The sequence below is a fragment of the Gammaproteobacteria bacterium genome, from assembly GCA_034522055.1.
Lineage (GTDB): Bacteria > Pseudomonadota > Gammaproteobacteria > JAABTG01 > JAABTG01 > JAABTG01.
Window position 1 is genome coordinate 18623 of record JAXHLS010000001.1, and the last position, 14781, is coordinate 33403.

General features: G+C 66.2%; 14 protein-coding genes and 1 pseudogene. 4 read left to right on the top strand and 11 right to left on the bottom strand.

The window, feature by feature from the left end; all coding sequences use genetic code 11:
• Positions 1-36: 36 nt before the first annotated feature.
• Positions 37-2740 (top strand): annotated as a pseudogene (locus U5S82_00115) (cation-transporting P-type ATPase).
• A gap of 6 nt (positions 2741-2746) precedes the next feature.
• On the opposite strand, the gene U5S82_00120 reads toward U5S82_00115, so the two are convergent.
• From U5S82_00120 to U5S82_00165, 10 genes are all read right to left on the bottom strand, one after another.
• Positions 2747-3361: a histidine phosphatase family protein gene (locus tag U5S82_00120; GenBank protein ID MDZ7750084.1), complete on the bottom strand. Its 615-nt coding sequence runs from the start codon at positions 3359-3361 to the stop codon at positions 2747-2749.
• Positions 3358-3948, bottom strand: coding sequence for a 1,6-anhydro-N-acetylmuramyl-L-alanine amidase AmpD (ampD, locus tag U5S82_00125; GenBank protein ID MDZ7750085.1), 591 nt, complete (start codon positions 3946-3948; stop codon positions 3358-3360). Before ampD ends, U5S82_00120 begins: the two co-directional genes overlap by 4 nt.
• A 69-nt stretch (positions 3949-4017) precedes the next feature.
• Positions 4018-5022: an L-histidine N(alpha)-methyltransferase gene (gene egtD / locus U5S82_00130; protein MDZ7750086.1), complete on the bottom strand. Its 1005-nt coding sequence runs from the start codon at positions 5020-5022 to the stop codon at positions 4018-4020.
• 211 nt (positions 5023-5233) lie between these two features.
• Complete coding sequence (locus U5S82_00135; GenBank protein MDZ7750087.1) at positions 5234-5503, bottom strand: CopG family transcriptional regulator; 270 nt, start codon at positions 5501-5503, stop codon at positions 5234-5236.
• Positions 5484-5756 carry a BrnT family toxin gene (locus U5S82_00140; GenBank protein ID MDZ7750088.1) on the bottom strand — a complete coding sequence of 91 codons (273 nt, stop codon included), beginning with the start codon at positions 5754-5756 and terminating at the stop codon, positions 5484-5486. The genes U5S82_00135 and U5S82_00140 overlap by 20 nt, the downstream gene beginning before the upstream one ends.
• A 440-nt stretch (positions 5757-6196) precedes the next feature.
• Positions 6197-6742, bottom strand: coding sequence for an ankyrin repeat domain-containing protein (locus tag U5S82_00145; GenBank protein ID MDZ7750089.1), 546 nt, complete (start codon positions 6740-6742; stop codon positions 6197-6199).
• Between the two features lie 4 nt (positions 6743-6746).
• Positions 6747-7148, bottom strand: a complete 402-nt coding sequence (locus U5S82_00150) for a CBS domain-containing protein (protein MDZ7750090.1) — start codon at positions 7146-7148, stop codon at positions 6747-6749.
• Entirely contained in the window at positions 7145-7495 is a 351-nt protein-coding gene (locus U5S82_00155; GenBank protein MDZ7750091.1) for a P-II family nitrogen regulator, read from the bottom strand. The genes U5S82_00150 and U5S82_00155 overlap by 4 nt, the downstream gene beginning before the upstream one ends.
• A gap of 139 nt (positions 7496-7634) precedes the next feature.
• Positions 7635-8414 carry a DUF1538 domain-containing protein gene (locus U5S82_00160; GenBank protein ID MDZ7750092.1) on the bottom strand — a complete coding sequence of 260 codons (780 nt, stop codon included), beginning with the start codon at positions 8412-8414 and terminating at the stop codon, positions 7635-7637.
• Complete coding sequence (locus U5S82_00165; GenBank protein MDZ7750093.1) at positions 8415-9149, bottom strand: DUF1538 domain-containing protein; 735 nt, start codon at positions 9147-9149, stop codon at positions 8415-8417.
• Between the two features lie 107 nt (positions 9150-9256).
• On the opposite strand from U5S82_00165, the gene U5S82_00170 reads away from it, so the two are divergent.
• From U5S82_00170 to nadC, 3 genes are all read left to right on the top strand, one after another.
• Positions 9257-9781, top strand: a complete 525-nt coding sequence (locus U5S82_00170; GenBank protein ID MDZ7750094.1) for a TIGR02281 family clan AA aspartic protease — start codon at positions 9257-9259, stop codon at positions 9779-9781.
• A 577-nt stretch (positions 9782-10358) separates the two neighbouring features.
• Positions 10359-11726 carry a sodium:alanine symporter family protein gene (locus U5S82_00175; protein ID MDZ7750095.1) on the top strand — a complete coding sequence of 456 codons (1368 nt, stop codon included), beginning with the start codon at positions 10359-10361 and terminating at the stop codon, positions 11724-11726.
• 66 nt (positions 11727-11792) lie between these two features.
• A complete protein-coding gene (gene nadC / locus U5S82_00180) occupies positions 11793-12626 on the top strand; it encodes a carboxylating nicotinate-nucleotide diphosphorylase (protein ID MDZ7750096.1) in 834 nt (277 codons plus the stop codon).
• 393 nt (positions 12627-13019) lie between these two features.
• Here the strand turns inward: nadC and U5S82_00185 are convergent, their stop codons facing one another.
• Positions 13020-14285: a transposase gene (locus U5S82_00185; protein MDZ7750097.1), complete on the bottom strand. Its 1266-nt coding sequence runs from the start codon at positions 14283-14285 to the stop codon at positions 13020-13022.
• Between the last annotated feature and the right edge of the window lie 496 nt (positions 14286-14781).

The following is a 14781-nucleotide window of genomic DNA, read 5'->3' on the forward strand; positions in this document are numbered from 1 at the left end:
CTGAAATCAACATGGAAAACGGGGACAATGGCGAGCATGAATGACTCACGCGGCTGGCACCATCTGCCCGGGGACGACGTCCTCTCCGAGGTCGACTCCACTCCCTCCGGCCTCTCCGACGAAGCGGCCCGGGAGCGCCTGGCCAGCCACGGACCCAATAAGCTGCCGGAGCCGCCGCGGCGCAGTGCCCTGACGCGCTTCATGCTGCAGTTCCACAACATTCTGATCTACGTCCTGCTGGGGGCCGCCGCCATCACCGCCCTGCTGGACCACTTGGTGGACACGGCGGTCATCATCGCCGTGGTGCTGATCAACGCCCTCATCGGCTTCCTCCAGGAGGGCAAGGCCGAGAAGGCCATGGACGCCATACGGCAGATGCTGGCGCCGCGGGCCTCGGTGCTGCGGGGCGGTGCCCGCCACACGGTGGACGGAGAACGGCTCGTGCCCGGCGATATCGTGCTGATGGAGGCGGGGGACAAAGTCCCCGCCGACCTGCGCCTGCTCAAGGCCCATGGCCTGCAGATCCAGGAGGCCATCCTCACCGGCGAGTCCGTGGCCGTGGAGAAGGATATCGCCCCGGTGGCCGCGGAGGCTCCCCTGGGGGATCGCTTCTGCATGGCCTTCAGCGGTACCACCGTCACCAGCGGCCAGGGCATGGGGGTGGTGGTGGCCACCGGCGGTGATACCGAGATCGGGCGCATCAGCGGCCTGCTGTCCACCGTGGAGACCCTCACCACCCCCCTGGTGGAGCAGATGGCGATATTCGCCAAGTGGCTCACCCTGTTCATCCTCGCCATCGCCGGGCTCATCCTGGCCTTCGGCTACTTCGTGCTGCACCGCGAGTTCGACGAACTGTTCATGGCGGTGGTGGGCCTGTCCGTGGCCGCCATCCCCGAGGGCCTGCCGGCGGTGCTCACCATCACCCTGGCGGTAGGGGTCCAGGCCATGGCCAGGCGCAACGCCATCGTGCGTCGGCTGCCCGCCATCGAGACTCTGGGCTCGGTATCCGTCATCGGCTCCGACAAGACGGGCACCCTAACCCGCAACGAGATGAGCGTCGCCACCCTGGCCACGGCGGCGCACACCTTTCAAGTGGACGCCGGCAGCTACAAGCCGGCCGGCACCATTTGCCTCGACGACCGGACGGTCGCGCCGGAGGACCATCCGGCCCTGGATGCGGCGGGCCTCGCCGGCGGTGCTCTGCAACGACGCCGAGCTGAAGAACCAGGAAGGCTCATGGCTGGTGGAAGGCGACCCCATGGAAGGCGCCCTGCTCGCCTTCGCCGGGAAGACCGGGCGGTTGGTGGCCGAGACCCGGCAGCAGTGGCAACGCACCGATGTCATCCCCTTCGATTCCAAGTACCAGTTCATGGCCACCCTCAACCATGACCACGAAGGCCATGCCGCCATCTTCGTCAAGGGTGCCCCGGAGCGCATCCTCGCCATGTGCCGCGACCAGCGCAGCGACCCGGGCGCCACGGCGCCCCTGGATGTGGGCTTGTGGCGACAGCGGGCGGAGGAGATCGCACAGCAGGGCCAGCGGGTGCTGGCCCTGGCCATCCGGGAGGTACCGCCGGAGCATACCGTGGTAGAGAACGCGGACGTGGAAGGGACCCTCACCCTCCTCGGCCTGGTGGGCCTCATCGATCCGCCGCGGGAGGACGCCATCGCGGCGGTGCGGGAATGCCATGCCGCCGGCATCGGAGTGAAGATGATCACCGGGGACCACGCCATCACCGCGGCCGCCATTGGGCGCCAGGTGGGGCTGCGCCATCCCGACACCGTCCTCACGGGCGCGGACATCGACCGACTCGATGACGCCGCCCTCGCCACGGCGGTGTTGGAAACCGACGTGTTCGCCCGCACCAGCCCCGAGCACAAGCTGCGGCTGGTGATGGCCCTGCAGGCCCATGGTATTTCCGTGGCCATGACGGGGGACGGCGTCAACGACGCCCCCGCCCTCAAGCGGGCCGATGCCGGCATCGCCATGGGCCAGCGGGGCAGCGAGGCGGCCAAGGAGGCCTCGGAGCTGGTGCTGGCGGACGACAACTTCGCCTCCATCGCCGCCGCCGTGCGGGAGGGACGCACCGTCTACGACAACATCAAGAAGGTCATCAGCTGGACCCTGCCCACCAACGCCGGCGAGGCCTCCACCATCATCCTCGCCCTGCTCCTCGGCATGACCCTGCCCATCACCCCCATCCAGATCCTGTGGGTGAACATGATCACCGCCGTGAGCCTCGGCATCGCCCTGGCCTTCGAGCCCACCGAGGAGAACACCATGCGGCGCCCACCGCGACCCCGCAACGAGCCCCTGCTCTCAGGCAGCCTGGTGTGGCATATCGTGCTGGTGGCCTCCCTGTTCCTGGCCGGCGTGTTCGGCATCTACGCCTATGCCATCGACAAAGGCTACAGCCTGGATCTGGCACGCAGCCTGGCCATGAACACCCTGGTGGTGATGGAGATGTTCCACCTGTTCTTTATCCGCAACATGTATGGCACCTCCCTCACCTGGAAGGCGGTACGCGGCACCCGCGTCGTCTGGCTGGCGGTCATCGTCGTCACTGTCGGCCAGTTCAGCATCACCTACCTGCCCCCCCTGCAGGCGATCTTCGCCACCGCGGCCATCCCCTTTCTCGACGGGGTGCTCATCATCCTCATCGGCATGGCCCTGTTCACCATCATCGAGATCGAGAAACAGATGCGCCTGCGGCTGACCACGCCGCCGACGGAGAGATGAGGAGGACTAGTCCTCCACCGCATGACCGCCACGGCTGCCACCGTGGAACATGACCACGGGCGGCCGATCGTCGCAGAACTGGATGCGAGTGAGCCCCGCGTTATCCACGTTCAGCCGGTAAAAGTTCTCGTGAGGGATATCGAGGACCCCGCCGAGGATGGCGCGGATGACCCCGGCATGGGCCACCAGCAGCAACCGTTCGCTGGTGTGGCCCGCGGTCCACTCATGCCAACCGGCCATCACGCGGCCGGCGAACTCGGCCAGCGGCTCGGCGCCTTCCGGACGGTTGGCTATGGGCGCGGCATAGAAGCGCCCGAGGTCCGCCCCCAGTTCGGCCTGGAGCTCATCGCGGCTGCGGCCCTCCCAGATCCCGAAGCCGATCTCCATGAAGCGGGGCTCCACGTGCAGCGGGATGCCATCGGCCGCCGCCAGGGCCTCGGCGAAGGCCCGGCAGCGGACCAGGGGCGAGGTGATGACCCGCTGCCAGGGTCGGTTCTCCCCCACGGCGTGCCACATCTGGGTCCAGCCGAGATCGCTCAAGGGGTCGTCCAGCTGCCCGCGGTAGCGCCGCCCCCCCACCGGCTCGCCGTGGCGGATGAGGTCCACGAAACCCCGGGTCATGGGCCCTCCCCTGCGAGCAGCCGGTGCAGCCGCGGCCAGGCGAAGGCGGGCCCGGGATCGGTCTTGCGTCCCGGGGCGATGTCGCAATGGCCCACCACCTCGTCGCGACCGATGGCGGGCCAGTGGCGCCGGATCTCCCGGATCACCGCTGCCAGGCGGGTGTATTGGATGTCCTCATAGGGGTCGTCATCGGTGCCTTCCAGCTCGATGCCGATGGAGAAATCGTTGCAGGCGCCGCGGCCGCGGAAGCAGGAGGGCCCGGCATGCCACGCCCGGCCGTGCAGGGGCACGTACTGGGTGAGGCCGCCGCGGCGGTCGATGAGCAAATGGGCGGACACTCTGAGGCCCTCTATCTCCTGAAAAAAACGGTCTTGCCGCGGGTCCAGGGTGTTGGTGAACAGGGCATCCACGTGGCCGCCGCCATATTGGCCGTGCGGCAGGGAGATGCCATGCACCACCACCAGTTCCACATCGCAGCCAGCGGGTCGTTGGTCGCAGTTGGGGGACACCACCCGGGCGGCGCCCTCCAGCCAGCCCGTGGTGCCGTCGAGGGCGATGGCGCTGCCCTCCTCGGGGCTTTTTACCATGTTTCCGCGGGCCTTTGGTTACAGGGTGTCGCGCACCCTCGCCGGCGCCGCGCGGCTGCCGGCCTGGGATCAGCCACGCCCGGCGAGGATGAGGGAATAGTCACCGCCGTCGGCTTCGTAGGGGGCGAGCACCTCGAGGCCCGATTCTTCCAGCAGGGCCACCAGGGCCGGATAGGTAAACTTGCGGCTGATCTCCGTGAGGATAGCCTCGCCCTCGTCCAAATCCATGACATGGTTCAGGCATCCCAGCCGCACCCGCTGGCGGCGCAGGGAGGCCAGGTACATCTCGATGCGGCGCTTGAAGGGGTTGAAGCAGGCGTGATGGGCGAAGGCCGTGGGGTCGAAATCGGCCTCCAGCTCGCGGTTGAGAACCTCGAGCAGGTTGAGGTTGAAGGCGGCGGTGACGCCGGCGGCGTCGTTGTAGGCGGCATGGAGCCGGGCCGGATCCTTGAAGCGGTCGGCCCCCAGCAGCAGCCGGTCGGCCGGCTTCATGCGGGCCGCCAGCTCCGTGAGGAAGGCCACCGCCTCGTCGTGGCTGAAGTTGCCGATGGTCCCCCCCAGAAAGACGTAGAGGGTGGTCTCGGCGAAGGCCGGCAGGTGGTCGAGGCCGGCATGGTAATCCCCCACCAGGGCATTCACCGTCAGCCAGTCATAGTCCGCCACCAGGCCCTGGCCGTGCTCCAGCATCACCTCCCGGCACACGTCGAAGGGCGCGTAGACGCTGCGGCAGCCTGCGGCCGCGCAGGCATCGAACAGCCGGCGGGTCTTGCGCGAGGTGCCGGCACCCAACTCCACGATATGGAAAGGATGGACCTTATCCACGATGTGCGCCGCATGGCGCCGGAGCAGGGCATCCTCCACCCGGGTGGGGTAGTACTCGGGGGTGTCGCAGATGCGATCGAAGAGGTCGGAACCCCGGGCGTCGTAGAAATACTTGGGCGGCAGGGAGCGGGGCCGGCTGTGCACCAGCCCCTCGAGGGCGTCCTCCTCCAGGCTGGACACCGGACGGGCCGGGGGAATGGTGCGGCACTCGAGCCGGTCGACCGCCTGCGGGCCGTCCGTCAATGTAGTCATGGAATGGGTCCTCGAACGGCTATCCGCCGCAGATTAGCATGGGACCGGTGAACGAAAAACCGCCCGGCGGCGGGTATTCCACCGTACCGCGGCCGCAAGGCGGTTACTCCCGGCAACCGGCATCCCCGCCCCGGCCCGTCGGCTGCCAGGAGCAGCCGACCCGCCTTTCGACTCGAGGCCCGCGTTCCACGATACGGCAACCGGCATCCCCCTAATGGGCGCCGCTCGCGGTGTCACCATCGCGCGGTTTGTCGGCGGCTTCCGCCTTGAGACGCTCCACCAACCAGACTTTGATGATTGACTGCCGCGTAACCCCTATTCGCGCCGCTTCACGATCCAGGGACTCGACTACCCAGGATGGAAAGTCGACATTTATACGCTTTTGCTCCTGGTTGACGCGCCGCGCCGTGGAAAGATCGAGATCATCGATGATGTCTTCTTTACCCTCGTCAACTTTTTTATCAAAGTCCCCAGCTTTCATATAGCTCTACCTCCTTCTTGCGGGAGCGCCTGACAGAAATCAGGCGAATTCTCTCGTCCCTGTACGTGACGACCGCAGACCAGTGCTTCGCACCGATAAGCCCTACGACGAGGAACCGATGCTCTTCATCGGACTTCGCCCGGATCTCCAGAAGATCAGGGTCTTTCCAGAGTTCCTGGGCAGCCTGGAAGTCGATCCCATGCTTTTCCAGGTTGGCTTTGCTCTTGTCGTCGTCGAACTCGAAAGTCCTCATGAGTAAAAAATATTCCTTTATTACTCATCTCGCAAGTCAGGCAACCCCGCGGCCGTTCCCGACAACCGGCATCCCCGCGCTGACCCGTCGGCTGCCAGAAGCACCCGACCTACAAAAGCGTAACCGCGAAAGACGCGAAAGGCGCGAAATGAGAACAAGGGTGTTCAGTCCTCTCCCGGCGCCAGCGCGAGGGATCCGGCATTGGCGGTTGTTTTCGCGGCCGAAAGACCAGGGGCACCGGCTGCCGCCATCCGTCCTGCTGGCCCATCAGCCATCCTGCCCAACACCGGCCGCGTGTTCTCTACACGCCCGTGCGGGCATCGATTCTGGGTGTGCCCTCACGGACTCGTTGCGGTCCTCGGCGCTCTTCCTTTCGCGCCTTTCGCGTATTTCGTAGTTAAACAAACTAGAGGTCGGTTACCCCGCAATCAAACTCCCGGCTAAGGAACGGCCCCGGCGAGTGCCCGGGCCACTTCGTCGTGGCCGGCGCGCTCCGCCAGGGTGGTGGCGGTATCGCCGCCCTGGTCCGCGAGTTCGACGTTGGCCCCCCGTTCCACCAGCAGGGTGGCGGTGGCGGCATGGCCGTTGGCGGCGGCCGCCATCAACGCCGTGCGGCCGCGGGCGTTCTGGGCATCGGGGTCGCCGCCCTGGGCCAGCAGCAGGCGCAACGCCTCGGCATGGCCGTGGCCGGCCGCCTCCATGATGGCGGTCTGGCCGCGCTGGTCCGCGAGGTTGGGATCCGCCCCCTCGGTGAGGAGTATCCCCACCACCGTGGCGTTGCCGTAATAGGCGGCCGCCATGAGAGCCGTGCGGCCCGCGGCATTGGGCTCGTTCACCACGGCCCCACGCATCACCAGGTCCTTCACCTCCTCGATACGGCCGTCCCGCGCGGAGGCCATCAGCGCGGTCTGGAGGTCGGGCTGGGCGACGGCGGCGCCGGCCAGAAACAGCAACGGAAGGAGCAGCCGGCAGCTTCGTACCATCATGGCCTCACCACTTCATGCCCTTCAGCACCAGATCCGTGAGGCTGACGATGCCCACCACCTCGCGGTCCTTGACCACCGGAGCACGGGACAGCTCGAAGCGGGTGAACAGCCGAGCACAGTAGCGGATGGCCATGTCCGGAGGCACCGTGAGCACCGGCTTGCAATGGATCTCGTAGACATTGATACGGTCGGGGGCGCGATCCTTCGCCAGCACCTTGCGCGCGATGTCCGAGATCAACAGCATCCCCACCTCGTCGTGCTCGTCCCGCTTCTGCACGATAAGGCACTTGGTCTCCACGTGCTTCATCTGCGCCAGGGCCTCGGCCACCGTGGCCATGCCATCCACCACGTCGAAGGAGGTCTTCATCACCTCCGACACCTTCGTGATCCGACCCTTCTCAATCATAGCTCGCTCTCCACGGTTGCTCTCAGAAGCTCCGCCTGATGGGCCACACCCACCGCATCCTCCACATCCACCTGGAAGGCGATGCCCGTACCCTTCTTGGCGGTGAACTCGCCGATGTCCATGATGGTCTCGAGGATGCGCCGGCTCAGGTGCTCCTCCACCAGGAACAACAGCACGTCCCGCTGGGTGGTCAGATTAAGACCGAAAAAGGTCTTTTCCTTCTCGATGCCTTCCCCCCGGGCGCTGTTGATGACGGTGGCGCCGGTGGCGCCAGTGTCCCGCGCCGCCTTGAGTACCGCATTCGTCTTGGAGTCATCCACCAGGGCGATGATCAGCTTGAAATGCATATCGACAACCTCCGTGACGTGGACCACGCCGGATTCACTTTTTCCATGCCACCCTTTCCGGGCTTCGGCGCCCGTGGGAGCACCCCGTCAATGACAATCAACCGCCGCCTCCCGATCTCGCATCGTTCATCCCGGGGCATCATTCAGCGACATCTCGGGACCGCGCCCGCCATTCCGTGATCTGGGCATAGCCCATCACGGTCATGATGGGAAACATACAGGCGAAGGCGATGAGCCCGAAACCATCCAGCAGGGGGCTGCGTCCCGGCACCGTGGCGGCGAGCCCCAGCCCCAGGGCCGTGACCAGGGGCACCGTGACCGTCGATGTGGTCACCCCGCCCGAGTCGTAGGCCAGGGCGATGATTAGCCGCGGTGCGAAGAGGGTCTGCACGATCACCACCACGTAGGCGGCCATGATATACCAGTGCAGGGGCGTGCCCGTGACGATGCGGTAGGTGCCGAGGGCCACGCCGAGGCCACAACCCAGGGCCACCGCCACCCGCAGCCCCCATGAGCGGATGGCGCCGCCCGACACCTCCTGGGCCTTCATGGCCACGGCGATGAGGGCCGGTTCGGCGATGGCGGAGGCGAAACCGATGGCCAGGGCGAAGAGATAGACCCAGTAATAATCGCGCCACCGCACCGCCTGGGAGACGGCCGCGCCCGCACCGTGGATGAATTCCGGGTCCGTGAGCTGGCGGGCCATGATCTCCCCGAGGGGAAACAGGGCCTCCTGCAGCCCCACCAGAAACAGGGTCAGCCCCACCAGCACGTAGATGAAGCCCGCCAGCACCTGCGCCGGGTTGGCGATGGGCCGGCGCAGTACCAGGAACTGGAAGACGAAGATGATAACCACGATGGGCAGCACGTCCCAGACGGTGGACAGGCCGGTATCCATGAGGGTGCGCAGGGTCTCCATTCAGTACACCATGCCGTAGGCCATAACGAACATCATAGGGGTCAGAGAAGCGAAGGCGATGAGACCGAAGCCATCCACCATGGGATTGCGACCCTCGATGCTGGAGGCCAGACCGACGCCGAGGGCCGTCACCAGGGGCACGGTGATGGTGGAGGTGGTGACGCCGCCGGAGTCGTAGGCGACGCCGATGATCTCCTTTGGGGCGAAACCGGTCATCACCACCACCCCCAGATAGCCCCCGATGATCAGGTACTGGATGGGCCAGCCCCTGATGATGCGCAGCACACCCATGACGATGGCCACCCCCACCGCCAGGGCCACGGTGTAACGCAGCCCGCTGGCATAGGCATCGCGGGCCTCGTCCGTGGCCGCGATGACCCCGCCCGCCGCCGCCACCTCGGCGGCCTTGCGGGCCACCGCGATGAGGGCGGGTTCCGCCACCGTGGTGCCGAAGCCGAGGGCGAAGGCGAAGAGCAACAGCCACGGCAGGCTGCCCTTGCGGGCGAAGGCATGAGCCATCGCCTCCCCCAGGGGGAACAGGGCCATCTCCAGCCCGCGGATGAACAGGGTGAGCCCCACCACCACCAACAGCGTCCCCACCAGGATACGGCCGAACTCGGGGATGGGCTGCTGCAGCACCAATAGCTGGAAGCCGGCGATCACCAGCAGAATGGGCCCCAGGTCCCGCGCGCTGCTTGTCATGGCCTGCAGGAAGCGCAGGAGCCCTTGTGTCATGGATTATGCCGTAGCGTTCGGTGGGTTAATCGTTTCCTGACCTGGCATAGGCTTGAAGAGAGTAAGACGCCCTCATGTTACGATTTACACCCCTTGGACGCCACGCCATGAACCGCCCCGATCCCCAAAGCACCCGCAGCATCGGCATCGCCATGACCATCGGCGCCTGGATCGTCGGTCTCGGCCTGGTGACCCTGCTGTTCCAGGGTGCGCTCACCCAGCGGGACAATCCCAACCAGGACCTCGCCGTCAGTATCGATGGTGGGGACGAGGTGGTGCTCAAACGCAACCGCATGGGCCATTACGTGGCGCCCGGGCGTATCAACGGCGAACCCGTGGAGTTCCTGCTGGATACGGGGGCCACCACGGTTTCCATCCCCGGCCACCTGGCCCGCGAGCTGGGCCTGCGCCAGGGCCGCCCCATGCGCGCCAACACCGCCGCCGGCCAGGTGACGAGCTACGCCACCCGCCTCGACAGCGTGCAACTGGGGGGCATCACCCAGCGGGACGTGTGGGCCACCATCAACCCCAGCATGGACCTGGACGAGGTGCTGCTGGGCATGAGCTTCCTGAAGCGCCTGGAACTCACCCAGCGCGGCGACACCCTGACCCTGCGCGCGCCTGGGGACTAGAACAATTGCTCCTGTCGGGATAAATCCCGACCCACCAAAAGCGTAACCGCGAAAAACGCGAAACAACACGAAAAGGGAAAAGGTCAGGGATGAGGGGCGGCTTGAAAAGGCGCACCGGATCCACCGTTTCGGCGTCAGCGGAGCCGGCGCACGGATGGTAATCTTTTCCCATTTCCCCTTTCCCATTTCCCCTGGGGAGAAGGACAGGGTGAAGGCATGTTGGGCAGGGATATGGGGCAGAAGCGTAGGTCGGCTGCGCTTGGCAGCCGACGGAAACTCGGCGGTTTGCGGGCACGGATGTCGGTTGCCGAGAGCAACCGACATCCGTGCCGCCGGAACGGGCGGTGACAATGTTCTGTAGGTCGGGCTTCAGCCCGACAGCCCGCGGGTGGTTTCGGCCCGGCACGGGGTGCGTGGGGTGGGATTGAATGTCGGGATGAATCCCGACCTCGGCCCGGGCGCGGCAGCGATGTGCCTTCGGAGCACGTCGTGGTTACCATAGTCCCGCCGGGCGCCTCGGAGCCGGGCGATGACAACACATAACAATACAAGTCCGTGAGGTAGGGGGGAGCCACCGATGGAGACCGTGAAACCGCTGCTCGAATCCGTGTCGGGCTTCGTCTGGGGGCCGGTGATGCTGGCCCTGCTGCTCGGCGTAGGCATCTACCTGACGGTGGGCCTGCGCTTCATGACCTGGCGCGGCATCGGCGGGGGCTTCCGCAGCCTGTGGCGGGGCCGGCGCTCCGACGAGGAGGGGGACATCACCCCCTTCCAGGCCCTCATGACCGCCCTGTCCGCCACCATCGGTACCGGCAACATCGCCGGCGTGGCCACGGCCATCGCCATCGGCGGCCCCGGGGCGGTGTTCTGGATGTGGATAACGGCCCTGTTCGGCATGGCCACCAAGTACGCCGAGGCCGTGCTGGCGGTCCACTACCGGGAGACCGACGAGCGCGGCATGCATGTGGGCGGCCCCATGTACTACATCAGGAACGGCCTCGGGCGTCGCTGGCAGTGGCTGGGCCTGCTGTTCGCCGTGTTCGGCATGGTGGCGGCCTTCGGCATCGGCAACACCATCCAGTCCAACTCGGTGGCCGACACCGTGGCCGCCAACTTCCATGTACCCACCTGGATCACCGGGCTCCTCCTGGCCGTCCTGGCGGGGGCCGTGATCCTGGGCGGCATCCGCCGCATCGCCGAGGTGGCGGCGCGGCTGGTGCCCTTCATGGCCATCGCCTATTTCCTGTGCGCCCTGGTCATCATCGGGCTCCAGGTGGACCAGGTGCCCGCCGCACTCGCGACCATCGTGGGCGACGCCTTCACCGGCACCGCGGCGGCCGGCGGCTTCGCCGGCGCCAGCATCTGGATGGCCATCCAGTTCGGCGTCGCCCGCGGCGTGTTCTCCAACGAGGCCGGCCTCGGCAGCGCCCCCATCGCCCATGCCGCGGCGCGCACCCGGGATCCGGTGCGCCAGGGCACCATTGGCATGCTGGGCACCTTCATCGACACCATCATCATCTGCACCATGACGGCCCTGGTGATCGTCATCTCCGGCGCCTGGATCACCGGTGAGACCGGAGGCCCCCTGTCTGCGGCGGCCTTCAACGCCGGACTGCCCGGGGGGCGCTACGTGGTGAGCATTGGCCTCATCATCTTCGCCTTCACCACCATCCTCGGCTGGAGCTACTACGGCGAGCGTTGCGCCGAGTTCATATTCGGCGTGCGGGTCATCCTGCCCTACCGGCTGCTGTGGATCGTCGCCATCCCCCTGGGGGCCCTGGCCGCCGGTGAGAACGAGGGGGTGAACCTGCTGTGGCTGCTGGCGGACGCCATGAACGGCCTCATGGCCGTACCCAATCTCATCGCCCTGGCCCTGCTGTCGCCGGTGGTATTCAGCCTCACCCGCCAGTACCGCGCCGCGCGCTCGGATGAGACGCGCCCGTGATGTCGGGGACCGTGACGGCACGAAGACCAAACAGGATATTCGGACCCGCCCATCGAGGAAGCCCCCATGCCCCGCCCCCCCGCCGATCTCCGTGACACCGTCGCCCGCGCCCTGGCCGAGGACGTGGGGCGCGGCGACGTCACCGCCGCCCTGGTGCCGGAGGATGACGACGCCTCGGCGGTGGTGACCAGCCGCGAGCACGCGGTGCTGGCGGGCGGGCCCTGGTTCGACGAGGTGTTCCTGCAGGTCTCCGACGGCGCCGCCCAGGTGAACTGGACGGCCCGGGACGGCGACGTGGTACGGCCCAACCAGATGCTGTGCACCGTGGACGGCCGCGCCCGCCACCTGCTGACGGCCGAGCGCACCGCCCTGAATTTCCTCCAGACCCTGTCGGGCACCGCCACCATCACCCGCCACTACGTCAAGCGGGTGCAGGGCACGGCGGCGTGCATCCTCGACACCCGCAAGACCGTGCCGGGCCTGCGCACCGCCCAGAAGTACGCCGTGGCCTGCGGCGGCGGCACCAACCACCGCATGGGCCTCTACGACGCCGTGCTCATCAAGGAGAACCACATCGCCGCCGCCGGCTCCATCACCGCGGCGGTGGCGGACGCCCGGCGCAAGCTGAGCAACCAGACCGTGGAGGTGGAGGTGGAGGACCTGGCCCAGTTGCGGGAGGCCCTGGCCAGCGACGTGGACCGCATCCTGCTGGACAACTTCACCGTGGAGGACCTGGCCCGCGCCGTGGCCATCACCGGCGGCCGCGTCCCCCTCGAGGCCTCGGGCAACGTCAACCTCAAGACCGTCGCCGACGTGGCCGCCAGCGGCGTGGACTTCATCTCCGTGGGGGGCATCACCAAGCACATCCACGCCGTGGACCTATCCATGCGCTTCGTCTGACCACGGGAAAAAGCAAAAGCGGTAACCACGAAAGACTCGAAAAAAACGAAAAGATTAAGGGAAAAATCAAAAGCAGGAACTACGAAAGGCGCGAAAGGCGCGAATGGATCCCGGGCGAGGGGAAGAACGGATCAGGGCCTGGCAGGACTGCCGGACACTGGAATTTCCTTCTGGGGCAGCTGCCCGCCACCGTCTCTTTAATTTTCGCGCCTTTCGCGTATTTCGTAGTTAAAAAAATCAAAAGCGGGAACTACGAAAGGCGCGAAAGGCGCGAACGAATCCGGGCGAGGGGAAGAACGGATCAGGGCCTGGCAGGACTGCCAAGCGCTGGCGCTTGCTCCCGGGGCGGCTGCCGTCTCTGTATACTTTCGTATCAACGGTGTCCGCCCTGCCTCACAGGTACGCCATCAACATGGGGCGTAGCTGGCTCTCATAGAGCGCCAGGGAGGCGGGTTTGTGAAAACAGTGTTTGAAGAACCTCAGCACTTGGCGGCTCACCTTGGAGGTATAGCGGAACACCGGGGTGCTCCAGTCGGGGCGGTCGGTCCCGTCTGTTGCCGCGGTCTGCCGGCGGTCCTGTTTGCGCAGGGCTTTCTCGTCCTCGACGCCGTGCTGACCCATGGTGCGGTGCACCAGCATGGCCACGAGGAGGGAGGTGATGATGGCCAGACGCACCTGGTTGTCGATGGCCACGACACTGGCGCCCCAGGCCTTGGCCTGGCTGAAGTCGTTCTTCCAGGTATCGAAGCACTTCTCCTCTTCCCAGCGGCGGGAATACAGGAAGGCGACGAGGCCGGGCTCGAGGTCGAAGTCGTTGGTGAGGAACTCCACGAGGCGGCCGCGCCGGGAGCAGAAGGTGACCAGCCGCCAGAAGGCCTGGGAGCTGCCCAGGGTGATACGCAAGTCCTTCACGATGCCTTCGTTGACGGCGATGTCGGCCACCGGCAGGGTCTCGGTGGAATCGATGCGCAGGTTCTTTTTCATGCGGGTCACCAGCGTCACGCCCAGGCCCTTCTTCTTCTGGTCCCAGAAGCGGGCGTCGATGAAGGCGCGGTCGACGAGCCACAGGGCCTTCCTGTGCCGGGTCATGGCTTGTTCGTTGGCGTCATAGTCCCGCAGCAAGGTGGTCTCGTGGCGATTGCGGGTATCGACATAGACATCCGCGGGGCACCCCAGGCGCACGTCGTAGAAGCTCAGCAGCGCATGGCCCTTGGGGTTGTCCTCACCGCCCTGGCGGGGCGTGCGGCGCCCGTAGTGGGCGCTCTCGTGCTGATAGGTGCCGTCGGTCGCGTACACGGGGCGCCCCGCCAGCTCGGCAAATCCGGCCAAGCGGTCGGGCAGTACCGCCCGGGCCTCGCTCCGCAACGGCCCCATCATGGCACTGACCACGTCGCGGCGACGCCGCGACGCCAGGGCATCGGACCAAGTGGAGCGGGCCAGGGGTGCCTGCGGGCTTTGCGTCGGGTCCAGATGCAGCAACGACTGCACCTGCTCGCGCAGCGAGGGCATGCCCTGCAGATGACGCAGTACGCCCAGGCTGATAAAGGTGTACATGTCCAGCACGCTCGTATTGGCATTGGCGTTGCGCAGGCGCGCCAACGCCTCGGAAACGGGGATCAGCAGTTCGCCCAGGACGGTCTCGTTCAGGATATGGTTCATTAAGGCTTTCATTCGCTCACTACGCATGAAGTTCTCCGATAAGTTGTTGTTTCTACAACACATATCGCGAACACCCTGGAGAACCTTTGTCAAGTACTTTTTGACATTTTTTCGAAATTATTTTCCCGACCCAATATCTGGCACCATAGCGCCATCGAATTGCCGAGGGTGTATTTTTCATAAAACATCGTGAATAGCGACCTGCGCAGCTCCATATGCCCCCCTCGCGGTCACTTTATTGACTCCGGGCCAGAATTAGTCCGGACACCGTTGCTTTCGTATCTTTCGCGTATTTCGTGGTTAAAGAAAAATCAATCGCGGCATCCAGGGCGCACCGCGGCGCGCCGAAACGGGGCAACCTCCCGGCCCGTGCCCCGGGAGGGGGCAAAGGGACCGCCGCCACCCGCCATGGGCACGGGCCTACATGAAGGGATTTCAGCGACTTGCCCGCCCCAACCGGCGGCGGGGGAGGCTGGCAGGGTAATTGCTACCCACA